Source organism: Bacillus sp. AR13-1 (assembly GCF_008042285.1).
GTDB lineage: Bacteria > Bacillota > Bacilli > Bacillales > Bacillaceae_G > Bacillus_A > Bacillus_A mycoides.
The window spans coordinates 24,554-50,829 of sequence record NZ_QNUA01000036.1 but is presented as its reverse complement, the minus strand read 5'-3'; the positions used below and the strand labels follow the sequence as shown (position 1 = coordinate 50,829).

The following is a 26,276-nucleotide window of genomic DNA, read 5'->3' as shown; positions in this document are numbered from 1 at the left end:
TTAGGAATCACCTCCTGCTGAAAGCAATTCATTAATAATTCTTTTCACTTCATGTCTTTCACCCGACAATACGAGCATATCGCCAGCTTCAATAATAGAGTCTGGACCTGGATTAAAGAATTTCTTCATATTCTTTTTCAAAATAGCAATAATCGTTACGTTATACGTTTTTCTGACATGTAAGCTACCAATTGTTTGTTGTACTACTGGTGCATTATTCTCCACCTTAAACCATTCAATTGATAATCCTTCAAAAGCCATCTCAATTGTGTCTAGCGCTTGCGGCCTATATACCATTCCGCCTAATATAGCCGCAATTTGTCTCGCTTCAGAATCACGAAGAGAAATGCTTGAAATACTCTCATCGTGATCCGCATCAAAATGATACATTTCTCTTCGGCCATCATCATGAATAACGATAACCATTTTTTCATCACCTTTTGTTATCACTTCGAATTTACATCCAATGCCCGGTAGTTCACTCTCTCTAATATTCATATTTTCCGCCTCCTAAAGTTTTTAGTTACGGCTTTTACAAATCTACATCAATCTCTGTTTTAAACTTCTCATCTTTTGAGATTCCTAAATACTTGAGCGTTTCTGATGGAGTTGCGTGATGAAAATGCTTTTGCAATAGCGCAATCGCTATTCCTCTTTTGTACGCATGAAATCCAAATGTTTTTCGCATTGAATTCGTTCCAATCTTTCCAACAATCCCAACCGCTTCAGCTGCGCTATGGATAACACGATATGCTTGTTGGCGTGAGATTGAATTTGTCGTTTTATTAGATTGAAATACGTAGTTTTCTCTTTGAGCATCAATAGATTTTACATACTCTAAAAGGGCTTCTTTTACTTTTGTATTTAAATAAATATCTTGTTTAAATTTTTCATCTTTCACAGGAAGAGAATAAAACTCTTTAACAGTCTTATCTTCATTTAATACCTCTTCAAATTTCATACTAAGTAGCTCAGTAATCTTTAATCCAGTGTTAATTCCAATAACAAATAAAAGATAATCTCGCTGCGAGTGCTCTTTTAAGTACTTTTTCATAGCCTCAATTTGGCTTATATCTTTTAATGCCTCTACAACTTCCATACATGTATCTCCTCATCTTATGAACGGTAATTTTCTCATTATCCTGTCCATTTTACCTTATCATGCTATGAGATTTCCATGTATTATCCATTATTTTCACAATATACTCTTACGACAATTTTTCATTTGGAAATTTATGATTGTACAAATACGGTGTGGGTAGAAAAAATAGGGGGAGTACAAGTTCAGCTTCTTTCTACAGATCGGATTCCTCCTTTCATTTTTCGGTTGCTGATACTTTCATATTATGTTACTTATTTACATTATATTATATATTTCAGTAACATTAAAGTGTTTTTTCTGAAAATACAAAAAGCCGAGCACTTTCACTCGGCTTTTTACCTATTAATCTTCTTTTGGAAGAACAATTCCTTTATACAATTGAACTGTAATGAAGTAATAAATCGCATAAATAACTACGAAAATTACGATTGGTACCCAAATACGGAAGTAAGGATCCATTAAAATAAATCCGAAAATATTCATACCAACTAATACGTGAGCGATCCCCACAATTGCTGGGAATAAGAATACTAAGAATAATTCTTTATAAATCGATTTCGTTAATAACTCACGACGCACACCGATTTTGCGAAGCATTTGATAACGCGTAATATCTTTTGATGCACCAGAAAGAATTTTAAACATTAAACAACTTGCCATCATTGCTAAGAACGCAATTCCAAGGAAGAATCCCATAAATACTGTTCCACTCGCAATGCCGTAGAATCCATTGTAAGATTGATATTTACTATCTAATCTTTCAGCTTTTACATTTTTATATTTAACTAGCTGCAACTCGTCAAGTTTTTTCCATTCTTTTGTGTATGCTACAAAATCGTCTGTTTTTCCAGTAACTACGATTCCTTCTTTACCATTTACAGTATCGTACATTTTCTGATCTACAATTTTAATTGCATGATCTTCATATAGATAAAATGGCTGAATTGTTCTGAAAGCCTCGTTCCATTCTTCTGGAAGTTCTTTAGCACTCGCATCTTTTTCATTCATTTCTCTAGAAACTGCACCTACTGGTAGTTCCTCTGAAACTTTCTTTATTTTTCCTAAATCCTTCATACTTTCCATCTGTTTTGTATCTTGTACGAAAGGAGGTTTTTTCTCTAAATCTTCTTTTACATAATAAACGTATTTATTATCAACTTTGTAACGATATTCATTTTTCTCTTTAAATGTAATACCATCTAAAATTTTCTTTTCTTCAGCTGTTGGGTTATGAATAACTGAATCATATATTACTAAACCATCAACCATTTTTATAACGTTATTTTTAAACGCCATACCACCTGAAATTGCACCCGCTCCAAGAGCAACTAACATCGCTACCGTTGCAAGTACTTTCGTTAAGCTATTAATACGGAAATTTAATTGTGCAAACGTAAAAGCATTAAGTCCTTTTTCACTACGCTTTTTATTACTCTTTAACTTTCTAATGATAACTGGGAGAAGTGATCCAAATAGCATGTAAGTACCAGTTGTTGTTGTAATTAATGCAATAAGGATTCCCATTCCTCTTAGTTTTTCCATGTAAATCATTGATGCATAGCCAATTCCTAATAAAATAACAGCAAGGATTGCAACGACACCTGTCATTTTTCCTTTTACCGCAACACGTTCTGTTTGTGCATCTGCATGTACAAGTTGCAGTACTGAAATACGTGATAACTTAATACTGTTCATAATTGCTGATAATACAAATAATGCAAAGAAGAAAATGCAAGTAACAGTCATAGATGGTAGATAAAATGCCTTATAGCCTTCACCAGCAAATTCTAATTGTTTCATTAATAACTGTCCGATACCTTCTGCAAGTCCTACACCAACTGTAAGTCCAATCGCAAGAGACGCAGCACCTAATACAATCGTTTCAATAAACATAAGTAATGTAACTTTATGCTTTTTTGCACCTAACATCATGTACATACCAAACTCTTTTTGACGAAGAGATAATAAGAAAGAGTTTGCATATAAAATGTAGAAGAACGTTATAATTGCTAATAAAAATGAACCTGCTTGGAATACGAAACCAATAGACTTAATAACAGAATTGGATTCGATAAACGCTTTATTCAGCGCTAACGTTTGGAACATATAAAAAATTGAAATTGACATGACAAGACCAACAAGTAAGACAATATAATCTTTCAGCTTACTCTTTAGCCCTGACATGGAAAGTTTAAATAACATACTGGAACCTCCTTTCTTACGCTTTTTGTGTACCTAAATCTGCAAGTACATCTAAAATTTCTTTGTAGAACTCTTCACGCGTACCACCGCGATGAATTTCTTTATATAGCTCACCATCTTGAATGAATAAAATACGCTGACAGTAACTTGCACTATATGGATCATGCGTAACCATCATAATAGATACGCCTTGTTCTTCATTTAAGTTTGTCATCGCATCAAGTAAACTTGCTGCATTTTTCGAATCAAGAGCTCCTGTTGGCTCGTCTCCTAAAATAATTGCCGGCTCATGCACTAGTGCGCGTGCTGCTGCTGAACGCTGTTTCTGTCCACCGGATACTTCAGTTGGATACTTTTGAAGAATTTCTGTAATCCCTAACATATCCGCTACTTTCTCTACTTTCGGTCCAATATTACGTGATGAAACACCTTGAAGTGAAAGTGGAAGTGCAATGTTCTCATAAATAGATAAGTTCTCTAATAAGTTGAAGTCTTGGAAAATGAATCCTAACTTTTGCGAACGGAAATCAGAAAGCTCACCTTGCTTCATTTTCGTAATGTCCGTACCCGCAATTTCAACAACGCCGCCCGTTGCTTTATCAAGCGTTGAAATTACATTTAACAATGTCGTTTTACCAGAACCAGATGGTCCCATAATTCCAACAAACTCACCCTCTTGAATTGAGAATGAAACACCTTTTAACGCGTGTGATTGGTTCTCACCTTTTTTACCGTACACTTTTTGAACGTTTTTCACGTCTACAACTGGTTTCGTCATATATATCCTCCTACACTTGTTTTTCCATTACCTATTTTGCGCCTTTTGGAGGTGAACTGCTATTTGTTAACATTACAATTACCTTACACTTTTGTAATAAAATAAAACCAGGTCGTATTTCGACCTGGTTTACTCTGATTGCTTCGATCTTTGAGGTTGTCCTTTTTTACTGTTACGCTGTTTCACTTGAACAACTGGATCAAGTTCATTTGAAAATTCAGCGTTATGTCCATTTTGCGTTTTTTGCTCTGGATTATTTTGATCTGAACGTTTCGCCATTACATTCACTCCTTATTAGTGCGGTGTAATAATCATTTGATGTTGCAATTGGCGAATTGCCATACGTGCTCTATTTAATTGCTCACGTTGCTCATCATTCGCATGTTGCTGCATAGTTTGTAAGTCGTTATATGCTTGTTCTAATTGTAACTGAGCATCCGAATACTCCATCGTATTGTAATGCTCTTGTCTCATGCCTTGGTCTAATTGTTCTTTCGCATATTCCACCGCTTGTTCTGCCTGTGTAATATACTCTTCAAGTGATTGACGCTCTGCCATAATTGTCCCTCCTTGCTTCAATTCCCCTTTAGTGTGTCCCTTCCATATGAACCTTATGAGTATGTTATAATGGATTTTGTTTCATTTTGACTCGTCTTAGGAGGGAAAATAATGAAGGTTCAAAACCCTTTTCCATATACAAATGACAATAAACGTTATCATACATGGAATTACCACTTACGAAATGAATTTGGTGAAAAAATCTTTAAAGTTTCATTAGATGCTGGCTTCGATTGCCCGAACCGTGACGGTACAGTTGCTTACGGTGGTTGCACGTTTTGTAGTGCTGCTGGATCTGGTGACTTCGCTGGCGATCGCCGCGATGATGTTATAACGCAATATCATGAAATGAAAGAAAAAATGCACTCAAAGTGGAAAGACGGAAAATGTATCGCTTATTTTCAGGCTTACACAAATACACATGCACCACTTGAAGTGTTAAAAGAAAAATTCGAACCGCTTCTAGCAGAAAAAGACGTTGTCGGTCTTTCTATCGCAACTCGTCCAGATTGTTTACCAGACGATGTCGTTGAATATTTAGCGGACTTAAATAAACGTACGTACCTTTGGGTTGAACTCGGACTACAAACTGTTCATGAACGTACTGCAAATCTTATTAACCGTGCTCACGATTATCCATCTTATGTGGAAGGCGTAAATAAATTACGCAAACATGGCATTAGAGTTTGCTCTCATATTATTAACGGTCTTCCACTTGAAGATTACGACATGATGATGGAAACAACTCGTGAAGTAGCGAAGCTTGACGTACAAGGAATTAAAATTCATTTACTTCATTTATTAAAAGGAACGCCAATGGTGAAGCAATATGAAAAAGGACAACTCGAGTTCCTTTCTCTTGAAGATTACGTAAGTCTCGTTGTTGACCAACTTGAAATTATTCCAGAAGATGTAATTGTGCACCGCATCACAGGTGACGGTCCGCCTGATTTAATGATTGGCCCAATGTGGAGCTTAAATAAATGGGAAGTATTAAATTCCATCGATGCAGAATTTGTACGCCGCGGAAGCTGGCAAGGAAAATATGCAAATGAGGAGAAACAAAAATGAAATTAGAACGTGTATTACCGTTTGCTCGCTCGCTGCTGCAAACGGCTGTTAAAGAAGGCGATTACGCTGTAGATGCAACTTTAGGAAATGGACATGACACTTGCTTCCTAGCTGAAATCGTTGGAGATAATGGCAAAGTATTTGGATTTGATATTCAAAAAGAAGCAATTGAAAGCTCTACTATCCGCCTAAAAGAAAAAGAGCTTTTTGAACGTACTGTTTTAGTTCACGATAGTCACGATACGCTTCTATCCGTACTACCAGAAGATGCAAAAGGAAAAGTAACAGGCGCTATCTTCAACTTAGGTTACCTTCCTGGTGGTGACAAGCATATCGTTACAAAACCGAACTCAACACTCTCGGCAATTGAACAATTACTAGGAGTAATGGCACCTGAAGGAATCATCGTCCTTGTCATTTACCACGGACATCCAGAAGGACAAGTAGAACGCGACGCTGTACTTAAATTTGCAGAAGAACTAGATCAAAAAGAAGCTCACGTTTTGCGATACGGCTTCATTAACCAGCAAAATAACCCGCCATTTATTGTGGCGATTGAGAAGCGATAAAGTGAAACTTTAATCAGTGAGGTTTACTGTCCGGCAAATAGCAGGATAATTATATCAACGATTTTTCAGATATATCGATCATTCGACAAAACATAACAAAAAAAGACGTGCATTCATTGCACGTCTTTTTCTTATTCTCCTATATAATGGATGTATACAATATTTGAAGAAAGAAGGATAGAACTTTGCTAGTAGAACTAAGGGGAATTCAAAAGAAGTATGGCAAATCACTTATACTAGACAACATCGATTTATCCATTCCAGAAGGAGAAGCACTCGCTATTATTGGTGGGAACGGGACTGGAAAAAGTACTTTACTCAAAATAATTGCAGGCTTTATTCCACCTACGGCAGGGACACTTCAAAGAAAAGAACATATACAAATCAGTTATGTCCCTGAACATTTTCCTGAAGGAATTCGTTTTACATTAGAGGATTATTTATATCATCTCGGCCACATTCACGGTTTATCAACAAAATATTTAAGAAATAAAATTCCGATGCTCCTTGAATCTTTTCATCTACATCATGCAAAGCATTACGTTGTACGAAACTTTTCAAAAGGTATGAAACAAAAAACAGGCATTATGCAAGCATTACTTACGGACGTCCATTTATTAATTCTAGATGAACCTCTTTCTGGACTCGACCCTAACTCTCAGCAAGAATTAGAGCATATTTTACTCTCATTAAAACAACAAGGCATATCTATACTCTTCACATGTCACGAAAAACAACTACTAGAAAACTTCGCCGATAGAATTGTGACATTAGCAAATCATACAATTGCGGAAGATACCTCTGTGCAAAAATCAACAGAACAGGTCTATATTGAGGCAATTGTTCACGAAACATTTTCAGCTATAGAACTACAAAAGCAATCAGGATTTATACAAGTTACACACAATTCAAATCAAAACCTCATTCAATTACAAATCGAAAAGGAATATGCAAACGAAATGCTTCAGTTTTTATTACATAAAAAAGCATCTATCACACTGCTACAGCCTAATTTTTAAATCGAAAGAAGGTTTATTATGTTTGCGCTTATTCGTTACCATTTTCTCGACTACACGAAATCGTATAAGTACATTCCTCCTATTGCGATGTACTGCATAAGCTTACTTTTTGTATATACATATAAACCAACTCCCATTGTACCAACATACTTAGAAACAGCACTCGCACTTTATTTATTATCTGCCTGGATTACAGTCACAATTTTTCATACTGAAGATCCTGTACAAGAACAAATCACTATTTCACATACAAATAATATTTCAGCATTATACGTTGGTAAATATATTACGGCTCTTCTTATTTGTACTGTTTTATCTTTTATATCCGTAATCTATCCAATTATTTTGCAAATGTTTAATGAAAAAATGACAGCTTCTTTATTTCTAGTCGGATTTCTCGCTCACATGTCTTTATCTATACTAGGAATTTCAATCGCAACATTATTTACTAGAAATATTATTCAAAAAGCAAGCACCGCTTGGCTTAGTCTTACATTTATATTACTTATGACGATTGCCTCAATCCGGTTAAAAAAAGAGTTACTATGGTTTTTACCACCTGTCGAAAGCTTTATAATGCTTGGACAATACAAATATAATATACTTACTCATACTCTATGGCTTACAGCTTGGGCTATCGTATATTCATTTTTATTACTTACTTTATTTCTTTTTCTCGTTCGCAGAAAACGTTTTTGATTACATATTAAAGGGGACTAAACAATGATTGGAATACTAGCAGGAATGGGTCCAAAATCAACCGGACCATTCGTCGATACAGTTGTAGCAGAGTGCCAAACAATTTATGGAGCAAAGCATGATATGGACTTTCCTCATATGATGATTTATTCGTGCCCAACACCGTTTTATATGGATCGCCCTATTGATCATGCGGCGATGAAAAAAGCGATTATTGAAGGAGCGCAAAAACTTGAAAGTACTGGTGTAGATTTCATCGCAATGCCATGTAATACAGCGCATCTTTATTTCGAGGAATTACAGCGTTCTATTACCATTCCTATTTTGAATATAGTCGATGAGACGTTAAAAGCAATTCCTGAAAATACAAAAAGAGTCGCTCTTCTTGCAACAGAAGCGACTGTTCAAGCAAGTATTTACCAAGATGGAATTACAAAACGTGATATAGAGTACATTCATAATGAACAATGGCAAGAAATGATTAATCAAATTATTACTTGTATTAAAGGCGGAGAAATTGAGGAAGCTCGTAAATTATGGAGTCTGCTCGTTTTACAGTTAAAAGACGAAGTAGATACCGCTATTATCGCATGTACCGATTTGAATGTGGTGGTGAGTGAGGACTTTGTTGATTCCGCTCAATGTCTTGCGAAAGCAGTTGTTAGGATCTATGCATCAAATATAAAAAAGTCTCCATAAACATAGAACACATCCTTTTTAAAATGTGTTTTATGTTTGATAAAAACAACCAAAACTTTTAACTTTTTTCACAATTATTTCAAAGTAATCACACTTAATCTCGCTATATTAAATAAGTAGTTTATTCATATAGGGAAGGTTAGGGGAACTGAAGTATGAAGGTAAATCGTTCGCTTCATTATATTTTTTGGAGGTGGCATTTTTACGCCGGGCTTTTTATTACGCCGCTTCTTATTACATTGTCACTGAGCGGAATTGGGTATTTATTTCGGGAGGAAGTTGAAGATTTCATCTATAAAGATTTATATTTTGGGAAGAGCGCCCAAACAGAGTCTATTTCGATGGCTGATTCGCTTTTCTTAACAGAGAAAAAATATCCACATTATAGTGTGGCGAAAATTAGTGAGTTTAATGGGGATTATAATACGAGGCTTACTATTGCAAATGAATATACAGGAAAGCAAAAATATGTGTATTTAGATAGCAATAATCAAATTGTTGGAGATCAAAATGCAAGTGAAACTTTTGCCAATATAATGCGGGAATTACATAGTTCTCTTTTAGTTGGTGGTACTGTCGTCAACTATACTGTAGAGCTTGCGGCATGCTGGACAATCTTTTTAATTGTGACTGGATTGTATATGAGTATACGCCAATTCAAAAACACACCCGCATCCACTAAGCGAGAAAAAGCAAAACGACGTCATTCTATTATCGGTATTATATTTACAATTCCACTCGTTTTGTTAGTCGCATCTGGATTACCATGGTCAGGATTTATGGGGAACCAAATTTATAAAATCGCATCGTCGAATGAATCGATTGGATATCCGACATTGTATATGGCACCGCCTGAATCGAAGGTAAAAGAATTACCGTGGGCAACTAGAAAAGAAGCTCCTCCTGAATCGAATTCAAATGAGCCAAAAGCAATTTCTGTCGATGAATTACAAAAAGGAATTGAAATAAAGAAGCCATATGTTATCTCACTACCGGCTGATCCGAAAGGTGTATTCACCGTTTCGAAATCAAGCGGTTCCGGTATTACGGGTATGCATGTCGCACCAAATGAAGAAATAACAGCTTATTTTGATCAATATAGCGGAGAACTTATTTCCAAAACGGACTATCGTGATTATGGATTATTTGCACAATGGTTTACTTACGGTATCCCACTTCACGAAGGACATTTATTCGGATGGCCAAATAAAATATTATGCTTACTAACGACGTTATCTTTATTACTTCTTATTTATTACGGAGTAAAAATGTGGTTAGCGAGAAAACCGAAAGGAAAATTAGCAGCACCTCCTAAGCAAAGAGATAAGAAAAGCACATTCGTTTTCTTTATCATGATGGTTATACTAGGCGCTGTCATGCCTTTATTCGGACTATCTGTTTTAGTTATTCTCGCAATTGAACTTCTCATATACATATTTTCACAAATACGATCATAATAAAAAAACCACTCTACAAGAGTGGTTTTTTTCATCACTGCGCCATTTTCTTTCGGTACATCTTCCCGTTCCAGTAGAAGAATCGTGAAGTGAGCCCTCCGTATTTTACAATGCGCCGTGCCATTTTGTGCATATTCTTTTGCGCTGATACTTTTTGATCTGATAAATAAATACCAAGTAATCCTCGGCTTATGAGACGATGAAACTTCGCATGAGGCAAATCACCAATGCTCTTCTCTGCTTCTTCTACAAAATGTTTCATACGATCTAATATAGCTTGCTCGTTTTCATAATAACTACAGAAATTCAAATCTCCGCCGATACGGTCTTCTTCTTGATCGATGAAATAATCAAGTAAAATGTGAAGTCCTTGTACGTATGGAAAATACCCTTGTCTAATTTTCACAATATCTTCTTCATGTAACTCATCATGAAATGCATATGCTACAAGACAAAAAATTCCAAGCGTAGAACCTGCACATGCTGAAAACTCAAACCAACTCATCGGTGGTAAATTTTCTTTATGCGCTTCAAACCATGTTTTTAAGCGTGGTTCTCTTTCTTCTAACTTCACGTGTTTATGAATTTGCAAATCACAATAATAACAAGCAAGTTCATGAAGAATTGGAGCAATTTTATCATAATGCTTCGTTTTCTTTAAAACATCCTGACATGTTTCAACAAGCTCATCTAAATAACCACCATCATCTTGATCATCACGATAACGATAATAGTTACCGCCCCCTTCAACTTCAGGGCTTAATGCCATTACCATCGACTCATGAAGAGCCGCAAAGTCTTTCGGGTCAAGTGATGTACTACGATCACATAAATTATCTAAATAGTCGCTAATCGTTTGATAAGCTACGATAAAACGAATACATTCCTCACGATGTTCATTTGCTAGTAGCGCTAAAATGCCACCGCCCTCGCAATGAAACGTTTTATTCTCAATACTTGCGATTGCCTGACTATGAAGCTCGTCATTCGGAATATGGTAGGCACGCTCTTTCCACATCGCTAGCTCATGGTGTACTACCGGAAACACATCACGGTATACTTTCGCCATGAGCGTTATGGGATTACTCGGTACGTTCACTTCTTCCTTCATCTCCTCTATTCAATGTACAAATAATTTACTTATTTGTTTCTATTATGTTATTGATGCGTATTTCAGTAAATGACTGAATATAATTCAAAATTTCATCACGCTCATACTCATTTAATAACTCATGATAACAATTCGGCCATTCTTTAAAAGCCTTATCACTTATTTTAACATTATCAAACCAAGTACGGACACGTGTTTTATCTACAAGTTTATCCTCACAAGCCTGCATTAGCAAGAGTGGAACGTCTGGAAAATCGCCTATTTTTTTATGCACAATTTCGATAGACTTAATCAATTCACTATACCAACGTACTGATACTTTGCGCAAGAACAATGAATCATTCTCCATCGCATCTCTCACTTCATGATTACGAGTTGACATTTCCACTGTAAGATTCGTTGCAAATTGCAATTTTGGAGCAACAACATTTAATATTTTTGAGGCAGCTCGAAGCGGAGCAGAAGGTCCAGTTAATACACCTAAACATGGTGAACTTAAAATAATACCATCTACATCTTCTCTCTTCGTTTCTTGCATCATACGAATGACAATAAGACCACCCATACTATGACCAAATATAAAAATAGGTAATCGATACTTCCTTGCCTCTTTCACCCATAATTTAACTTCCTCTATGTATTCATCAAATGAATCAATATGTCCTCTATTTCTCGAAGTCGTTCCATGTGATGGAAGGTCTCCCATCACAACGTGGTAGCCGATATGATTCCACATTTCTGCTATAGCTTCGTAACGTCCGTGATATTCCATTGCGCCGTGCACGATAACGACTACAGCTTTCGCTTCCTCTGCTTCATAATTCCACATACGGACCTCCTCCATTTCACTCTTTCTCATAATTTGATACACTAAAACTAGTCTCTAGGAAAGGAAGGCTTTACATGATATATCCTTACAAAGAAAAAAATCCAAAAATTGCGAGTAGTGCTTTTATCGCTGACTATGTTACCATTACAGGCGATGTGACAATTGGCGAAGAATCTAGCATTTGGTTTAATACAGTCATCCGCGGTGATGTATCACCAACGATAATTGGAAATAGAGTAAATGTACAAGATCAATGTACACTTCACCAAAGCCCCCAGTATCCTCTTATTTTAGAAGATGACGTTACCGTTGGGCATCAAGTTATTTTACATAGCTGCAAAATTGAAAAAGATGCTTTAATCGGAATGGGATCTATCATATTAGATGGCGCTGAAATTGGTGAAGGAGCTTTCATCGGTGCTGGTAGTCTCGTTTCACAAGGAAAGAAAATCCCTCCTAATACGTTAGCTTTCGGTCGCCCTGCGAAGGTCATTCGCGAATTAACAGAAGAAGACCGTAAAGATATGGAACGTATCCGCACACAATACGTTGAAAAAGGACAATATTATAAATCGTTACAAAAGTGATTTTATCGCTGCCATAAGACTGGCAGCTTTTTTTATGAAAAAATCTAACTTTTTCTTTACAAAACCTTATTATCCCCTCAATAAAATCTTATTAAAATAGAAGTTAATAACTCCATATATATGTAAATGAGGGAGGAAAAATCTCATGAAGGTCAGTGGACTATATAAAATAGAATGTTACATCTTCAAAGGAATTAATCGCTACTTTGATCAAAAAACATTAAACATCTTTTTCAGCAATATTACCCATATCGGTGGTGCAAGTTTTTCCATTGCACTTACCCTATTCTTTTTAATTTTCGCAACAGGGAATTTGCATCAAGCTGCAATTGCAACTGCTATTTCTTTAACAATTAGCCATATTCCTGTGCAAATATTAAAAAGATGGTATCCACGAAAACGTCCTTATTTAACAATTCAAGATGCGAAATATCCAGTACAGCCTTTAAAAGATCATTCTTTTCCATCCGGACATACAACGGCTGTTTTCTCTGTCCTCATTCCATTTATTTGCTATAATCCAAACTTGCTTGCTTTTCTATTACCGTTAGCATTATGCGTCGGTATTTCCCGTATTTATTTAGGGCTTCATTATCCGTCAGATGTATTTGTAGGCATGTGCCTTGGCACTTGCTCTGGCATCATCTCTTTTTATCAACTCATTCCACTCATGTAAAGGAGCGATATGATGAGAGTCGCCATATTTACCGATACATTTACACCACAAGTCAACGGTGTGGCGAAAACTTTGGAACGTTTAACTAAATATTTTCAAAAAGAAAATATCGCCTATTCTGTTTTCGCCCCTCAGCATACGGCAGAAGATAATTTCGTAGCGAATGTGAACAAAATGAGAAGTATCCCGTTAACAATATTATATCCAGAATGTCGCTTTGCCTTTCCTACTCCGCGCATTAAGCGGGAACTTCTTGCCTTTAAACCTGATATCATTCACATCGCTACGCCTTTCAATATGGGACTTTGTGGGTTATATTATGCCAAAAAGTTAAATATCCCAGTTGTCGGTTCTTATCATACTGATTTTGACGCCTATTTACGCTATTACAAAATCGAATTTCTCTCCAATATGCTATGGAACTATTTAAGCTGGTTTCATAGTCATATGCAAAAAAACTTTGTTCCTTCTCCTGAAACATTACATCAATTAAAGAAAAAAGGATTTCAACAGCTCTATATTTGGGGACGTGGTGTAGATTGTACTCTCTTTCATCCAACTTACAATAAAGACCTATTCCGAAAAAAATATAATATTACAGCGAAATATATTCTTTCCTACGTCGGGCGCCTTGCTCCTGAAAAAGATATCGATACTCTTCAAACACTTATTCAAACGACAAACAAAGAACGTGACGATATTCATTGGCTCATCGCTGGAGACGGGCCTCTAGCAACAAATTTACGTGAAGCTGTTCCGAAAACAAATGTCACTTTTACTGGATATTTACAAGGTACGGATTTAGCTGGAGCATATGCTTCTTCTCATATGATGGTATTTCCATCAGCTACTGAAACGTTTGGAAATGTCGTACTTGAATCATTTGCATGCGGTACACCTGTCATTGGTGCAAATAGTGGCGGGGTTAAAAATATTATTACAGATGGAAAAACGGGAATTCTTTGTCCGCCAAAAGATACAGATTCCTTTCTATCCTCCATCCATTCTTTATTGCAAAATGAAGAGCTGCTTATGCAAATGGGCATAGCAGCTTCGTCTTATGCTAAATCAAAAAGCTGGGATGAGATCTTTCGTGGCTTACTTGACCAATATGAAGAAGTCCTTCAGCACACTGCATCAGAATTACTCGCTTAAAAAGAAATGACAAAATTTATTAATGCTTATAAAAGTGCAAGTTCTCAACTAATCAAAAAAGACTTTCCACAAGTGAAAAAAACTTCAGAAAGAAATGTTTTGGTCAAGAAGTTTTTGCTTACTAACTACTGGTAGTTCGCCAATAGACGTAGTAAAGAAATATATTGAAAATCAAGGTAAAAAGTGAGGTGAAATGATATGACAAAGCAGAATAAAGCATATAAATTCCGGTTGTATCCAACAGAAGAATAAGCAAATCTTATACGTAAAACCTTCGGTTGTGTACGTTTCGTGTACAATAGAATGTTAGCTGAGAGAAAAGAAGCGTACGAAAAATACAAAGATGATAAGGAACAACTAAAGAAACAAAAGCCTCCAACCCCTGCGAAATATAAAGCAGAATTTGAGTGGTTAAAAGAAGTTGATTCATTAGCTTTGGCAAATGCTCAACTACACTTGCAAACTGCATATAAGAATTTCTTTAGTGGTCAAAATAACTTCCCAACATTCAAAAGTAAAAAGGACAGAAAGTCTTATACAACGAATGTAGTAAACGGTAATATTCTGTTGCTTAATGGTCATATCAAATTGCCAAAACTGAAAATGGTACGTATCAAAAAACATAGAGAGATACCACAAGATTATATGATCAAGTCTTGTACGATTTCTATGACACCTACTGGTAAATACTATGTGTCAATCTTGACTGAATACGAAAAAGAGATTGTACAAAAAGAAGTAGAAACAGTTGTTGGATTAGACTTTGCAATGGATGGATTATACGTCAGTTCTGAGGATGAGAAAGCCAATTATCCTAAGTTCTATCGTAACATGTTAGACCGATTAACAAAGGCGCAACGAGTATTATCAAGACGCAATAAAGGTTCTGAACGTTGGAATAAACAACGTATTCGTGTAGCTACGTTACATGAGAAAGTAGCTAACCAACGTAAGAATTTTCTTCATCATGAGTCTAAAAAGTTAGCTGCCAATTTTGATGTTGTAGCTATTGAAGATCTAAACATGAAAGGAATATCGCAAGCACTTCATTTTGGAAAAAGTGTCGCTGATAATGGGTGGGGTATGTTCACTTCTTTCTTAACTTATAAACTAAACGAACAAGGAAAACAACTTGTGAAAATAGACAAATGGTTTCCATCAACAAAAACATGTAGTAGCTGTGGAAATGTGAAAAGTCTGACATTGTCTGAACGAATCTATTCTTGTATATGCTGTGTAAATCTCGATAGAGATTATAACTCAGCCATCAATATCAAAAATGAAGCAATACGTCTTTTAGCGTCAGCATAAATTGTAATAAAATAACCTTTGGAACAAGGGAGTTAGCTCGGCTGTCTTAGGACGAATTCGTTAGCTATCAGAAGTAATGATTAACCGAGAAGCCCTCACTTCAAACACTCCTTTAGGACGTTAAGTGGCGGGTAGTTCACGAAATCCCCTTAAAATCAACTTACTCACATACCTTTATACAGCAATTGTTCCCCAATTTCTGTATATCAAAAAACCTTTCATTCATTTGAAAGGTCTTTTTGAGCCTGCACATATTCTTCTTTCGTATTCACATTTATAAACCAATCTACATTCGCTTGTACATCTTCACCAGCAATATATTTCACATTACATTGTGATAAAAGCTGGCCCATACTTCTTTTTTCTTCTTGAAGCAAAGCATAAATCTTTTCTTTCACGCGGTTATTATACGCTGCAAGTAACGGTTGTTTTCTTCCATTAATAATAGGGACAACAGCATCATATTCATCGCTCGTTTGCTCTAATAAAATGGTAATCCATTCATTTGAAACGTTCGGTGCATCACAAGGCATAATAGCGTACCAATCTGCTTCTATATATTCCATTCCTGATACAATTCCAGCAAGCGGCCCATTTCCTTTATAGTGCGACATATCTTCTATAACTGGAACTTGTACTAATTGCTCTACTCTCTCTTTTATATCAGAATGACTAATGACTACAATTTCTTGCACAGCGCTTTCCATTACTTTCACAATATGCTCAATAAAAGTACTCTCTTTCCAGCCTACTAACGCTTTCGGCTCACCGAATCGGCTCGACATACCTCCTGCTAATACAATTCCAGCACACTTACTCATTGACGATGCAACTCAAATGTAATATGACCTAATTCCGGTAAAATTAACTTGTTCATCGCAAGACGAACCGCTCCGCTAGACCCTGGCATCGAAAAGACAACTTTACGCCCGATTGTACCGCCGATTGCTCTACTTAACATCGCACTACTTCCGATATCTTCTAAGTAACTTATCATACGGAACAACTCACCAAATCCAACAATTTCTTTATCTAATAACACTGAAACTGCCTCAATCGTCACATCACGTTTCGTAATACCAGTTCCGCCATTCGTTAACACGACATCAACATCTTCCCTATGATAACCAGCTAAAACAGCCTGCTGAATACTCTCTTTATCATCTTTCACAATTTCATAAGAGGTCACTTTATGTCCTGCTTCTATTAATAATTCATGTAATAGTTGTCCGCTCTTATCCGTCTCTTCCGTACGTGTATCGGAAATCGTCACGATCTTGCAACGCACTTCTTTTGGAGCTTGTTTTTTATGTTCAGTTACGCTCATTTTTCATCTTTCCTTTCTTAAAGACTTTTCTTCATTTTATCATACATATCTTTACACAATTATGTATGAAGCCAATGATGCACCGTGATACAATATAAGTATATACGACCACAAAAAGGAAAATATACTTTCTTATACGCCTGGACTACACACCATTAGCTACTCTTTAAATCCCCTTATATTTTCTACATAGTAGATTTCATTTTAAATTACAAAATAATTTGGAGGTTCACTCACTATGGAACTATACAAAAAATTAACAACAACATTCATCCTCTTATTTGTTGCTTCCATCACTGTCGGCTTTTCCTTAAAAGGCGCGATTCCATACGCTACATTAGTGAGTATTATATTCGCAACGCTATTTTTAATGAGCAGTGCTTTTTGCGCAGGAAAAGCACGTCAACTGAAAGGCTGACCGTCTATGTTCCGTAAGAAACCAATCCTTTGTAAATCATGTGAAAAGGAAATACAAACGTATGAAAAAGCGTGGATTCATATGCCATTTCCGGCAAGTGGTATGACAAATATGAAGAAGTATATTGAGCTAGACGTGGAAGTTTATTGTAGTTCTTGCATTCAAGTAGTAAATAAAGTGAAACTTTAATCAGTGGGGATTTTGTTCTTCCCCACTGATTATTAGTTGAACCAATCGGGCTTTTACGGGCAGTTAATGCGGGATAAAACCAAATAAAAAAAGCTTTGCGCACACAGCGCAAAGCTTTTTTTCATATATTATAGACCAGCTTGCTCTTTTAAAGTAGCTGCTTTGTCTGTACGTTCCCATGTAAGATCTACATCAGTACGTCCGAAGTGGCCGTAAGCTGCTGTTTGTTTGTAAATTGGGCGACGTAAGTCTAGCATTTTAATAATACCAGCTGGGCGAAGATCGAAGTTGTTACGAACTAGTTCTACTAATACGTCTTCAGATACTTTACCAGTGCCTAATGTATCAACTGAAATTGATACTGGTTGTGCTACGCCAATTGCGTATGCAAGTTGTACTTCTGCTTTGTCAGCAAGACCAGCTGCTACGATGTTTTTCGCAACATAACGAGCTGCATATGCTGCAGAACGGTCAACTTTCGTTGCATCTTTACCAGAGAATGCACCACCGCCATGGCGAGCGTATCCACCGTAAGTATCAACGATGATTTTACGTCCTGTTAAACCAGCATCACCTTGTGGTCCACCAATTACGAAGCGGCCAGTTGGGTTAATGAAGAATTTCGTTTCTCCATCCATTAATTCTGCTGGAACTACAGCTTTAATTACGTGCTCTTTTAAATCGCGATCGATTTCTTCCCACGTAACATCTGGATGATGTTGTGTAGAAATTACAATTGTATCCACACGTACAGGTTTACCATTTTCATCATACTCAACTGTAACTTGCGTTTTTCCATCCGGACGTAAGTATGTTAATGTGTCATCTTTACGTACTTCAGTTAAACGACGAGCTAATTTGTGAGCAAGCGAGATTGGAAGTGGCATTAATTCTTGTGTTTCATTACATGCGAAGCCAAACATTAAACCTTGGTCTCCCGCACCAATTGCCTCAATCTCAGCGTCAGTCATTTGACCTTCGCGTGCTTCTAGTGCTTGGTCAACACCCATAGCGATGTCAGCAGATTGCTCATCGATAGATGTTAAAACTGCACAAGTTTCTGCATCGAATCCGTATTTTGCGCGTGTGTAACCAATGCCTTGAATTGTTTCACGAACGATTTTTGGAATATCTACGTAAGTAGAAGTCGTAATTTCCCCCGCTACCAATACTAAACCAGTTGTTACAGTTGTTTCACAAGCTACACGTGCATTTGCGTCCTTTGCTAAGATCGCATCTAAAATTGAATCAGAAATTTGGTCACAAATTTTATCTGGATGTCCTTCAGTTACAGACTCAGATGTGAACAGATGACGTTTTTTTGTCATGTGGTAAACCTCCCTACAGTAATTGTATATATTGTACGGAACTCATCCTTAATTTGCCACAAACTGCGACATACATTTATTCTCCCACACAAGCATACAGAAAAACCTTTCCTACTTAACATAGAGGAAAGGTTTAATTTGCTACTTGCATACTGCTTTTTGCCCTTTGCTCTTATCGTTCGAGACCGTTAGCCTCGCACAGGTTTTAGCACCTATTCACCTGTATTTACCACTACAAATGAGGTTGCTGGGCTTCATCGGGCCTGTCCCTCCGCCAGCTCGGGATAAGAGAGTATCCGTCCCAACCTATACTAAAGAAATGATATTCATTTGTCAATTAATATTCACATTTTCCTGAAAGTTTTTCTCAATACCCATAGAATGAAATATTAATAGGGAAATGATACATTCACACAAACAAAAATAAATAAATAGTATACATTATTTATATAATTGTGTTATACTATTGATGGGGATTACGAGAAATATTTCATTAAATGAAAAGGATGGTATATAAATATGAGTACTGTGAATGTCCAAATTGGTTTACATGAATTATTGAACGGAAGCAATGCACAGATTCAATTAAGTGTTCCGCAATTAGTGGAAAAAGTATTAATGCGAAACGAAGGGAAATTAACTTCTACTGGTGCCGTTTCTGCTTCAACAGGAAAATACACAGGACGTTCTCCTAAGGATAAATTTATTGTGAAGGAAGCATCGGTTGCTGACAAAATTGCTTGGGGAGCCGTGAACCAACCGATCTCTGAAGAACATTTTAATAAATTATATATAAAAGTTTTAGAATACTTAAAAGAAAAAGAAGAGTTATTCATCTTCAAAGGATTTGCTGGCGCTGATCGCAACTATCGCCTACCAATTCAAGTTGTTAACGAATATGCATGGCATAATTTGTTCGTACATCAATTATTTATTCGTCCAAATGAAGAAGAATTAGCAACTCACGAATCAGAGTTCACAATTGTTTCTGCACCAAACTTCAAAGCAGATCCAGCAATTGACGGTACAAATTCTGAAGCATTCATTATGGTTTCATTCGAAAAACGTATCGTACTAATCGGTGGTACAGAATATGCTGGAGAAATGAAAAAATCAATCTTCTCTATTATGAACTTCTTACTACCTGAACAAGACATTCTTTCTATGCACTGCTCTTCAAACGTAGGCGAAGAAGGCGACGTAGCACTATTCTTCGGTTTATCTGGAACAGGCAAAACAACATTATCTGCTGATCCAAACCGTAAATTAATCGGTGACGATGAGCACGGTTGGTCTGATAACGGTGTATTCAATATTGAAGGCGGTTGCTATGCAAAATGTGTAAACCTTTCTCATGAGAAAGAACCACAAATCTTCGATGCAATCAAATTTGGTTCAGTTTTAGAAAACGTTGTCATTGATGGTCAAACACGCATCGCTGACTATAACGATACTACTTTAACAGAAAATACACGTGCTGCATACCCTATGCATGCGATTGACAATATCGTACTGCCAAGTGTTGCAGGACATCCAAATACAATTATTTTCTTAACTGCTGATGCATCTGGCGTATTGCCTCCAATCAGTAAGTTATCAAAAGAGCAAGCCATGTACCATTTCTTAAGCGGTTACACTAGTAAGCTAGCAGGAACAGAGCGCGGTGTTACATCTCCGCAAGCTACATTCTCTACTTGCTTCGGTTCACCGTTCTTACCGCTTGATGCATCTCGTTATGCTGAAATGCTTGGTGAAAAAATCGAGAAACATGATGCGAAAGTATTCTTAGTAAACACTGGCTGGACTGGTGGCGAATACGGCGTTGGTAAACGTATGAACTTAGGTTACACTCGTGCAATGATTCAAGCAGCACTAAGCGGTGAACTTGCTAAAGCTGAAACTGCAAAACACGACATCTTTGGCCTTGAAGTACCTCGTCATGTTCCAGGTGTACCTGATGAAGTATTAATGCCTGAACAAACTTGGGCTGATAAAGATGCTTACAAGGCGAAAGCAATTGAGCTTGCAAACGAATTTAAAGAAAACTTCAAAAAATTCGACAGCGTTTCTGAAGCTATTATTAACTTAGGCGGTCCAATCGCTTAATTACAAATTTTCTGTTGGAATAACCCTTTTACTCATATGAATAAGTGTCGTGTAACCGTAAAGTTCCGCGTACTCACCGACAAAACCCAATGCGGCTTAACGGTTACACACACTTACATAAAAAAGAAGCTTACGTTAAAAACGTAAGCTTCTTTCTATATCTTATATAAAGTGAAACTTTAATCTCTTCATCTATTGCATACCAATACCCATAAACTTACAGAAAATTCATTTTATAATCATTCGTTTGTAGTTTCCTATGATATATTTTACATATAAAGGAAAGGGTGAGACCCATGAAAAATTTTTCTCGTACAGGAAAAATTTTATTCAGTTATGGAGCGATTCAAATGTTTTGGGGACTTGTAATGCTTAACGTTAATTTATTTGAGCATACAAGTGAAACGATAAAATACATTATTCTAATTACCGGAATAGTTTGTTGTATTATATCCAACTTTTTAAAGAACCTAAGAGTCATACTACTAAGTGATTTCATATTAACTTATTGGAAGCGGAAACCTATATTTTATACAAAGTTACGCTTCCTGTTGTACTATCCATCGCCGGATCCCTTATTCCAGAGTAAGCCAATTTTCAATTTAAATAACCAGATTTTCATATATACAAATTACGGCTTCGAACATATAAATTATATTCCTGCTCACTACCTCGCTCTGGTTTCACACCGCATGGGGCTAAAAAAGGCTCTGACCGCTTCTATCCACCGCTGGATCCTCTATTCCATCTAAAAAGAGGCTTTTCATCTTTTTATCTTTCTCAGCCCTTCGTTAATTCTTCCTCATCCTTCATACTATAATACCCTAAATTAATAACGATTAAGAAATAACCACCCAGAATACCTACTGCAAATGCCCACATTACCATATGATGCTCAATTTCGTACATGATAATAGCACCCAAAATTGCAGCTGCAAAGCGATTAAACATACCAAGCGTCGGCGCTTTCGTCTTCTTTACTATACTATCTCCAAGCTTTTCGATACGCCTTCCTAAAATCCAAACACAATACATGCTTACAATAAGTCCAATTCCTGCACCTAGAAAATGTGCTGAAAACGGTGTTAACATCCAGCCTAATAACAGAATACCTAGTAGATAATACGATTGAATTTTAAACGACCTTAATGACATACTAATCATGTTGTACTCCCCTTCAATAGTTTTTATCTATCCAACCAAAGCTATATAACTCATTTCTTTCGAGTCCATACTACTAAAAATTCATTTCACTTAAATTTAAAAAACATAAACAGTATGTTTATGTTTTTTAAATGCTTTTAGGAAATAATATTATACAAGATTTCTAATATAGAATCCCTCGTAAATGTGACGTTTTTCAAAACATTTTCGTCCAATTATGAAAAAATTGATATCAATCTATGAACATACGGATATGATGTAATAAGCACATAAATAAAGGGGGCGTCTAATGATTTATTTTTTAATGGCTCTCATTCATCTCATTGTTCCTGCACTTATTGGACTTTCATTATATTGGTACATGAAAAAACATAGTATTTTCTATGCTGTCCTCGGTGTTCTTCTTCCAGGAATTATTCTAATTACACTCTTCCGCATTCCTTTTCTTAATTTAATCCCACTTATTACTGCCATTTTATTCCTCGTATTTTTACCAAAAATAAAAAAATAGGAAAGCAGATCATAGGTGATCTGTTTTCCTATTTTGATATAGGTTCTTGCACGATAGAATTAGCTTCTACTTTCTCTGATTTCACAAACCATAGACCGAAGAAAATGATGATTCCACCAATTATTTGTTGAAACGATACATATTCATTTGCCCATACAGCTGCAAATAAAACAGCTACAAGCGGCGTAATATACATATATACCATCGTATGTGACGCACCAATTTTTTGAACACCTACATACCACATGACTAAACCGAATACTGTTACAAAGAAAATAGAATATAGTAAAGCAAACAATGTCATTCCGTGTGTAATGTGAAATGGCATGACAAATACATGTGGACCACTTAACAATAAGAGCGGAATCGCTCCAACTAATGTCGACCATGCAGTAACACGTAATGCTGAGTATTTTTTAATAAGCGGCCCTGCTAAAACGGGATAAAGTCCCCAACATATTGATGTAATAAGTCCAATCCCATTTCCGTAGAAAGAACTAGCGAGTGAATGCCCCGCTACTAAAACTAATGTAGCACCAATAAAGGCAATCATGGAACCAACTAACTTTCGAGAAGAAAATTTTTCTTGTTTCAAGAAAATCGCAAATAAAGTTGTAAAAATAGGTGAAATAGATATGAGTAAAGAAGCATTTGTAGCGGATGTGTATTTTACAGTTTCCATAAATAACGTTTGATACAGTACAATACCTACAACGCTAACGATGATTAATCTTGGTATATCTTTTCGCTCCATATAAAGTGACTTTTCGATAAAGAACGTAAGTAATAACAGTAGTGGTGCTGCTGTCATCATTCGAACTGCAGTAAACTCAATTGCTGTAAATTCTAAAAGTCCATATTTCGCAATCGTATAGTTAATCCCCCAAATAATAACGACACTTAAAATTGATAACTCAATTCCCCATCTTTTCATGCGCAACCCCCTCCGCAAAGAGAATTATACAGAAAATTCAACTATATGTACATTTCATTATGTGAAAAAATCCATAAGAAAAAGGAGCATATTATATACTCCTTCTCTCTTCATTATACTCGAACATGTAACTTCATATTCGGATTATAAAACTGGCTTGGGCTCTTCAGCTGGAAAGTTCCTCCAACTTCATGCCAATCAACTGTTAATTTATCATCCATAAATACAAGCTTTGTGCGATCTGCAATAAAGTTTAGTACGCTTGATTCGATATCTACATCGCGCTCATCTTTCTCTGAAACGGCTACTAAATCAATAATCCCGCTCATAACACAACCGCAACCTTCATTATCATAAAATAACTTTATATATTTCGTTTCACTTGGAATCGTATCCATAATCTTTTTATATGCTGCCTCTGTTACAGTAACGTACATGTGTTAACCTACATCCTCTCTTCTCGTATCATTTATATATTGTACCACCATTTTTCTTGAATTTTATATGCGGAAAATTAAGACTACTATAAAATATATGTGATAAAGTGAAACTTTAATCAGGGAGGTATCCATCCCCTTCTGATTATTAGCCCTCGCCAATCAGGCTTTTACGGGTAGTTAATGCGTGATAAAGGAGGTTGTATCACTGATGTTCAAACTACAACGATATCTCATTTTCTTAGGTCTATTAGGTAGCTTTTTTATTTCTAGCGGAATGGTATTACAACATATACTTCCCTATTCTCCTTCTATTGGCTGGATTCTAGGTTTTATTTGTTTCCTATCCGCTTCTTATTTTTCCATAAAAAACAAAAACAACTAACAAAGTAAGAACTATCTTAAGGAGGATTATCAAATATGCCAGCCTTAAAAGAAATAGAACAATAACTTAATCATTTATTACAGGAGAAATCCATTGCCATATCGACAATGATTATGGTAGGCATAAATACTCACTCATTATGGATTATGCGAAGAAACAAATATGTCACTCATCGGTTTGTCACACTCTGCCTCTGAATATTTAGTGAAAGAGACATTGATGTATGATTGGTTTAAAGAGAATTTTGATGTAGTTGATTCCGCAGGAGACCTGGTGGTTATAAAACTAATAACACCTCCCCTATTTTTAAAATCTATATACACAATACGATCCACCACACAAAATATAGAATCTACAATATATATATAGTAGTTCTACTTTTAAAACTAGATTTTCAAAAATATAGAAAGGAGATAATATATGTACCAACGCAATTGCTTTAGTTGTGACGGTAGACGCAACAGCGGTTCTATCGGCAGTACTGGACCTACTGGAGCTACTGGACCCACTGGTGCTACTGGACCCACTGGTGCTACTGGACCTACTGGCAATGCCGGGCCTACCGGGGCCGGTTTGCAAAGTACTACCGCTTTTAGTCTAGCAGCCGCTCCTAACTATAAAAAGGGACAAGTTGTCACTTACACGAGTAGCGGCTATGTTGTAAAAAAAGATGCACCTCAAGGATTTCCGAATGTGTCTCAAGATTATATCGTATTGGTAGAAGGTGGTCCTACCGGATCTACTGGTTCTACTGGTTCTACTGGTTCTACTGGTTCTACCGGTTCTACCGGAACTACTGGTTCTACCGGTTCTACCGGAGCTACCGGAACTACTGGTTCTACCGGAACTACTGGAGTCACTGGTTCTACCGGAGTCACTGGTTCTACCGGAGCTACTGGTTCTACTGGAGTCACTGGTTCTACCGGAGCTACCGGAACTATTGGTGCCACTGGTTCTACCGGGACTACTGGACCTGCTGGTAGTTCAACAGCGAAAAGTATTGTTTTTCAAGGGACGAATGCTGGGTTTCAACGTATAGCAGGTTCTCCAGGAATTGATTCTAACGTTATTCCATATGTAACTGCTGGAGCTGGAAATATAGTTGGTTTTGCTACATCTATAAATATTAATAACTTACCCGCTGCTGTTTATACGATTGATATTTGCAGGAATGTCCCAACAAACCTCTCTGCCCCGACCTCTAGTTACATCCTATCTACTATTACTTTAACTACTACAGATAAAATTACGGGAACTATGACATTTTCAATTAAACCTACGGATATTGGCTCTAGACAACCTCAAGTGTATAACCCTACTCCAGCACCTGGACCTGCCACTGTAACTTGGACTAGTATTACAACCGGAAACCTGTTTTCGAGGGGGGATGCGATATCTCTTTATATTACCCCCGGGATTACGGCAAGTTCTGTATATTCTATTTTTCTAATCACTGATATATAATCCACACTTACAAATCATTCATTTACAAAAAGGACCTCGATGCCGAGGCCAAAAAAATTGCAAATAAATTAAAACAAATAACAGACAAATTTATTATATACTCTCGCTTTAAAACACCCATATTTTGGATTGTGAATTTGTACAGTTTGTCAATGTTGTAAACATCCCGTTTATTAAAATTCCGTACTTC

The 26,276-nt window shown here is 36.4% G+C and carries 28 protein-coding genes, 4 pseudogenes and 1 riboswitch; of the genes and pseudogenes, 18 read left to right on the top strand and 14 right to left on the bottom strand.

Features of this window, described 5'->3' with window-relative positions:
- From DN408_RS23285 to DN408_RS23255, 6 genes are all read right to left on the bottom strand, one after another.
- Positions 1-498 carry a cation:proton antiporter regulatory subunit gene (locus DN408_RS23285; protein WP_147740411.1) on the bottom strand — a complete coding sequence of 166 codons (498 nt, stop codon included), beginning with the start codon at positions 496-498 and terminating at the stop codon, positions 1-3.
- A 34-nt stretch (positions 499-532) separates the two neighbouring features.
- The gene (locus DN408_RS23280; RefSeq protein ID WP_000454225.1) at positions 533-1,099 is read right to left on the bottom strand and encodes a tyrosine-type recombinase/integrase; all 567 of its coding nucleotides are present in this window, start codon (positions 1,097-1,099) and stop codon (positions 533-535) included.
- Between the two features lie 345 nt (positions 1,100-1,444).
- Complete coding sequence (locus DN408_RS23270) at positions 1,445-3,304, bottom strand: FtsX-like permease family protein (protein ID WP_147740410.1); 1,860 nt, start codon at positions 3,302-3,304, stop codon at positions 1,445-1,447.
- A gap of 16 nt (positions 3,305-3,320) precedes the next feature.
- The gene (locus DN408_RS23265) at positions 3,321-4,082 is read right to left on the bottom strand and encodes an ABC transporter ATP-binding protein (protein WP_002129519.1); all 762 of its coding nucleotides are present in this window, start codon (positions 4,080-4,082) and stop codon (positions 3,321-3,323) included.
- A 129-nt stretch (positions 4,083-4,211) separates the two neighbouring features.
- Positions 4,212-4,361: a hypothetical protein gene (locus DN408_RS23260; RefSeq protein WP_001129345.1), complete on the bottom strand. Its 150-nt coding sequence runs from the start codon at positions 4,359-4,361 to the stop codon at positions 4,212-4,214.
- 15 nt (positions 4,362-4,376) lie between these two features.
- Positions 4,377-4,640, bottom strand: coding sequence for a YtzC family protein (locus tag DN408_RS23255; RefSeq protein ID WP_002089099.1), 264 nt, complete (start codon positions 4,638-4,640; stop codon positions 4,377-4,379).
- A gap of 111 nt (positions 4,641-4,751) precedes the next feature.
- Between DN408_RS23255 and mnmL the strand changes: the two genes are divergently transcribed.
- From mnmL to DN408_RS23215, 6 genes are all read left to right on the top strand, one after another.
- On the top strand, positions 4,752-5,711 hold the full coding sequence (mnmL, locus tag DN408_RS23250) for a tRNA modification radical SAM protein MnmL/YtqA (RefSeq protein WP_002167527.1): 960 nt from the start codon (positions 4,752-4,754) through the stop codon (positions 5,709-5,711).
- The gene (gene mnmM / locus DN408_RS23245; RefSeq protein WP_002184797.1) at positions 5,708-6,280 is read left to right on the top strand and encodes a tRNA 5-(aminomethyl)-2-thiouridylate-methyltransferase MnmM; all 573 of its coding nucleotides are present in this window, start codon (positions 5,708-5,710) and stop codon (positions 6,278-6,280) included. The genes mnmL and mnmM overlap by 4 nt, the downstream gene beginning before the upstream one ends.
- A 185-nt stretch (positions 6,281-6,465) precedes the next feature.
- Complete coding sequence (locus DN408_RS23235; protein ID WP_002034419.1) at positions 6,466-7,299, top strand: ABC transporter ATP-binding protein; 834 nt, start codon at positions 6,466-6,468, stop codon at positions 7,297-7,299.
- An 18-nt stretch (positions 7,300-7,317) separates the two neighbouring features.
- A complete protein-coding gene (locus DN408_RS23230; RefSeq protein WP_002067629.1) occupies positions 7,318-7,998 on the top strand; it encodes a hypothetical protein in 681 nt (226 codons plus the stop codon).
- 24 nt (positions 7,999-8,022) lie between these two features.
- Positions 8,023-8,697 carry an aspartate/glutamate racemase family protein gene (locus DN408_RS23225; protein ID WP_098632337.1) on the top strand — a complete coding sequence of 225 codons (675 nt, stop codon included), beginning with the start codon at positions 8,023-8,025 and terminating at the stop codon, positions 8,695-8,697.
- 155 nt (positions 8,698-8,852) lie between these two features.
- Entirely contained in the window at positions 8,853-10,154 is a 1,302-nt protein-coding gene (locus DN408_RS23215; RefSeq protein ID WP_033731472.1) for a PepSY-associated TM helix domain-containing protein, read from the top strand.
- A gap of 34 nt (positions 10,155-10,188) precedes the next feature.
- Here DN408_RS23215 and DN408_RS23210 read toward each other — a convergent pair whose 3' ends face one another.
- Positions 10,189-11,253, bottom strand: a complete 1,065-nt coding sequence (locus DN408_RS23210) for a tetraprenyl-beta-curcumene synthase family protein (RefSeq protein WP_002089107.1) — start codon at positions 11,251-11,253, stop codon at positions 10,189-10,191.
- A gap of 37 nt (positions 11,254-11,290) precedes the next feature.
- Positions 11,291-12,094 carry an alpha/beta hydrolase gene (locus tag DN408_RS23205; RefSeq protein WP_147740409.1) on the bottom strand — a complete coding sequence of 268 codons (804 nt, stop codon included), beginning with the start codon at positions 12,092-12,094 and terminating at the stop codon, positions 11,291-11,293.
- Positions 12,095-12,168: 74 nt separating this feature from the next.
- On the opposite strand from DN408_RS23205, the gene DN408_RS23200 reads away from it, so the two are divergent.
- From DN408_RS23200 to DN408_RS23180, 5 genes and pseudogenes are all read left to right on the top strand, one after another.
- On the top strand, positions 12,169-12,681 hold the full coding sequence (locus tag DN408_RS23200) for a gamma carbonic anhydrase (RefSeq protein WP_002015678.1): 513 nt from the start codon (positions 12,169-12,171) through the stop codon (positions 12,679-12,681).
- A gap of 145 nt (positions 12,682-12,826) precedes the next feature.
- Complete coding sequence (locus DN408_RS23195) at positions 12,827-13,357, top strand: phosphatase PAP2 family protein (RefSeq protein ID WP_002167520.1); 531 nt, start codon at positions 12,827-12,829, stop codon at positions 13,355-13,357.
- Positions 13,358-13,369: 12 nt separating this feature from the next.
- On the top strand, positions 13,370-14,512 hold the full coding sequence (locus DN408_RS23190; RefSeq protein ID WP_078177751.1) for a glycosyltransferase family 4 protein: 1,143 nt from the start codon (positions 13,370-13,372) through the stop codon (positions 14,510-14,512).
- Positions 14,513-14,515: 3 nt separating this feature from the next.
- A pseudogene (locus DN408_RS23185) lies at positions 14,516-14,699 on the top strand (IS200/IS605 family transposase); the annotation flags it as partial.
- An 11-nt stretch (positions 14,700-14,710) separates the two neighbouring features.
- Positions 14,711-15,823: pseudogene (locus DN408_RS23180) on the top strand (RNA-guided endonuclease TnpB family protein).
- Positions 15,824-16,041: 218 nt separating this feature from the next.
- Here the strand turns inward: DN408_RS23180 and DN408_RS23175 are convergent.
- Positions 16,042-16,644: a molybdenum cofactor guanylyltransferase gene (locus DN408_RS23175; RefSeq protein WP_002167518.1), complete on the bottom strand. Its 603-nt coding sequence runs from the start codon at positions 16,642-16,644 to the stop codon at positions 16,042-16,044.
- Positions 16,641-17,150 (bottom strand): MogA/MoaB family molybdenum cofactor biosynthesis protein, encoded by a 510-nt coding sequence (locus tag DN408_RS23170; RefSeq protein WP_003191949.1) that lies wholly within the window; start codon positions 17,148-17,150, stop codon positions 16,641-16,643. Before DN408_RS23170 ends, DN408_RS23175 begins: the two co-directional genes overlap by 4 nt.
- A gap of 238 nt (positions 17,151-17,388) precedes the next feature.
- Here DN408_RS23170 and DN408_RS23165 point away from each other — a divergent pair, with 238 nt between their 5' ends.
- Positions 17,389-17,568: a hypothetical protein gene (locus DN408_RS23165; RefSeq protein WP_002034406.1), complete on the top strand. Its 180-nt coding sequence runs from the start codon at positions 17,389-17,391 to the stop codon at positions 17,566-17,568.
- Between the two features lie 6 nt (positions 17,569-17,574).
- Positions 17,575-17,757, top strand: coding sequence for a hypothetical protein (locus DN408_RS23160; RefSeq protein WP_003191952.1), 183 nt, complete (start codon positions 17,575-17,577; stop codon positions 17,755-17,757).
- 128 nt (positions 17,758-17,885) lie between these two features.
- Here DN408_RS23160 and metK read toward each other — a convergent pair whose 3' ends face one another.
- Positions 17,886-19,085 carry a methionine adenosyltransferase gene (gene metK, locus DN408_RS23155; protein WP_002129540.1) on the bottom strand — a complete coding sequence of 400 codons (1,200 nt, stop codon included), beginning with the start codon at positions 19,083-19,085 and terminating at the stop codon, positions 17,886-17,888.
- 169 nt (positions 19,086-19,254) lie between these two features.
- Positions 19,255-19,376, bottom strand: a riboswitch (SAM riboswitch).
- A 228-nt stretch (positions 19,377-19,604) separates the two neighbouring features.
- Here metK and pckA point away from each other — a divergent pair.
- On the top strand, positions 19,605-21,191 hold the full coding sequence (pckA, locus tag DN408_RS23150; protein WP_002089118.1) for a phosphoenolpyruvate carboxykinase (ATP): 1,587 nt from the start codon (positions 19,605-19,607) through the stop codon (positions 21,189-21,191).
- Between the two features lie 296 nt (positions 21,192-21,487).
- Positions 21,488-21,684: pseudogene (locus tag DN408_RS23145) on the top strand (hypothetical protein).
- 287 nt (positions 21,685-21,971) lie between these two features.
- Here DN408_RS23145 and DN408_RS23140 read toward each other — a convergent pair.
- On the bottom strand, positions 21,972-22,355 hold the full coding sequence (locus tag DN408_RS23140; RefSeq protein WP_002089121.1) for an ATP synthase subunit I: 384 nt from the start codon (positions 22,353-22,355) through the stop codon (positions 21,972-21,974).
- Positions 22,356-22,644: 289 nt separating this feature from the next.
- Here DN408_RS23140 and DN408_RS23135 point away from each other — a divergent pair, with 289 nt between their 5' ends.
- Positions 22,645-22,866: a hypothetical protein gene (locus tag DN408_RS23135; protein ID WP_002015710.1), complete on the top strand. Its 222-nt coding sequence runs from the start codon at positions 22,645-22,647 to the stop codon at positions 22,864-22,866.
- A 28-nt stretch (positions 22,867-22,894) separates the two neighbouring features.
- Here DN408_RS23135 and DN408_RS23130 read toward each other — a convergent pair whose 3' ends face one another.
- Both DN408_RS23130 and DN408_RS23125 read right to left on the bottom strand, forming a co-directional pair.
- Positions 22,895-23,800 carry a DMT family transporter gene (locus DN408_RS23130; RefSeq protein ID WP_002129544.1) on the bottom strand — a complete coding sequence of 302 codons (906 nt, stop codon included), beginning with the start codon at positions 23,798-23,800 and terminating at the stop codon, positions 22,895-22,897.
- A 113-nt stretch (positions 23,801-23,913) separates the two neighbouring features.
- Entirely contained in the window at positions 23,914-24,237 is a 324-nt protein-coding gene (locus DN408_RS23125) for an iron-sulfur cluster biosynthesis family protein (protein ID WP_002089124.1), read from the bottom strand.
- Positions 24,238-24,692: 455 nt separating this feature from the next.
- Here DN408_RS23125 and DN408_RS32205 point away from each other — a divergent pair.
- Positions 24,693-24,905 (top strand): annotated as a pseudogene (locus DN408_RS32205) (Nif3-like dinuclear metal center hexameric protein); the annotation flags it as partial.
- A 137-nt stretch (positions 24,906-25,042) separates the two neighbouring features.
- The gene (locus DN408_RS23120; protein WP_147740408.1) at positions 25,043-26,086 is read left to right on the top strand and encodes a collagen-like triple helix repeat-containing protein; all 1,044 of its coding nucleotides are present in this window, start codon (positions 25,043-25,045) and stop codon (positions 26,084-26,086) included.
- The last annotated feature ends 190 nt before the right edge of the window (positions 26,087-26,276 follow it).

Coding starts and splice junctions, on each gene's coding strand:
- DN408_RS23255 (WP_002089099.1), bottom strand. CDS start 4,640: ATGGCAGAGCGTCAATCACTTGAAGAGTATATTACACAGGCAGAACAA.
- DN408_RS23165 (WP_002034406.1), top strand. CDS start 17,389: ATGGAACTATACAAAAAATTAACAACAACATTCATCCTCTTATTTGTT.
- pckA (WP_002089118.1), top strand. CDS start 19,605: ATGAGTACTGTGAATGTCCAAATTGGTTTACATGAATTATTGAACGGA.
- DN408_RS23230 (WP_002067629.1), top strand. CDS start 7,318: ATGTTTGCGCTTATTCGTTACCATTTTCTCGACTACACGAAATCGTAT.
- DN408_RS23195 (WP_002167520.1), top strand. CDS start 12,827: ATGAAGGTCAGTGGACTATATAAAATAGAATGTTACATCTTCAAAGGA.
- DN408_RS23265 (WP_002129519.1), bottom strand. CDS start 4,082: ATGACGAAACCAGTTGTAGACGTGAAAAACGTTCAAAAAGTGTACGGT.
- DN408_RS23215 (WP_033731472.1), top strand. CDS start 8,853: ATGAAGGTAAATCGTTCGCTTCATTATATTTTTTGGAGGTGGCATTTT.
- DN408_RS23205 (WP_147740409.1), bottom strand. CDS start 12,094: ATGTGGAATTATGAAGCAGAGGAAGCGAAAGCTGTAGTCGTTATCGTG.
- DN408_RS23190 (WP_078177751.1), top strand. CDS start 13,370: ATGAGAGTCGCCATATTTACCGATACATTTACACCACAAGTCAACGGT.
- DN408_RS23140 (WP_002089121.1), bottom strand. CDS start 22,355: ATGATTAGTATGTCATTAAGGTCGTTTAAAATTCAATCGTATTATCTA.
- DN408_RS23280 (WP_000454225.1), bottom strand. CDS start 1,099: ATGGAAGTTGTAGAGGCATTAAAAGATATAAGCCAAATTGAGGCTATG.
- DN408_RS23125 (WP_002089124.1), bottom strand. CDS start 24,237: ATGTACGTTACTGTAACAGAGGCAGCATATAAAAAGATTATGGATACG.
- DN408_RS23160 (WP_003191952.1), top strand. CDS start 17,575: ATGTTCCGTAAGAAACCAATCCTTTGTAAATCATGTGAAAAGGAAATA.
- DN408_RS23135 (WP_002015710.1), top strand. CDS start 22,645: ATGATTTATTTTTTAATGGCTCTCATTCATCTCATTGTTCCTGCACTT.
- DN408_RS23130 (WP_002129544.1), bottom strand. CDS start 23,800: ATGAAAAGATGGGGAATTGAGTTATCAATTTTAAGTGTCGTTATTATT.
- DN408_RS23170 (WP_003191949.1), bottom strand. CDS start 17,150: ATGAGCGTAACTGAACATAAAAAACAAGCTCCAAAAGAAGTGCGTTGC.
- DN408_RS23175 (WP_002167518.1), bottom strand. CDS start 16,644: ATGAGTAAGTGTGCTGGAATTGTATTAGCAGGAGGTATGTCGAGCCGA.
- DN408_RS23120 (WP_147740408.1), top strand. CDS start 25,043: ATGTACCAACGCAATTGCTTTAGTTGTGACGGTAGACGCAACAGCGGT.
- DN408_RS23270 (WP_147740410.1), bottom strand. CDS start 3,304: ATGTTATTTAAACTTTCCATGTCAGGGCTAAAGAGTAAGCTGAAAGAT.
- DN408_RS23200 (WP_002015678.1), top strand. CDS start 12,169: ATGATATATCCTTACAAAGAAAAAAATCCAAAAATTGCGAGTAGTGCT.
- mnmM (WP_002184797.1), top strand. CDS start 5,708: ATGAAATTAGAACGTGTATTACCGTTTGCTCGCTCGCTGCTGCAAACG.
- DN408_RS23260 (WP_001129345.1), bottom strand. CDS start 4,361: ATGGCGAAACGTTCAGATCAAAATAATCCAGAGCAAAAAACGCAAAAT.
- metK (WP_002129540.1), bottom strand. CDS start 19,085: ATGACAAAAAAACGTCATCTGTTCACATCTGAGTCTGTAACTGAAGGA.
- DN408_RS23285 (WP_147740411.1), bottom strand. CDS start 498: ATGAATATTAGAGAGAGTGAACTACCGGGCATTGGATGTAAATTCGAA.
- mnmL (WP_002167527.1), top strand. CDS start 4,752: ATGAAGGTTCAAAACCCTTTTCCATATACAAATGACAATAAACGTTAT.
- DN408_RS23225 (WP_098632337.1), top strand. CDS start 8,023: ATGATTGGAATACTAGCAGGAATGGGTCCAAAATCAACCGGACCATTC.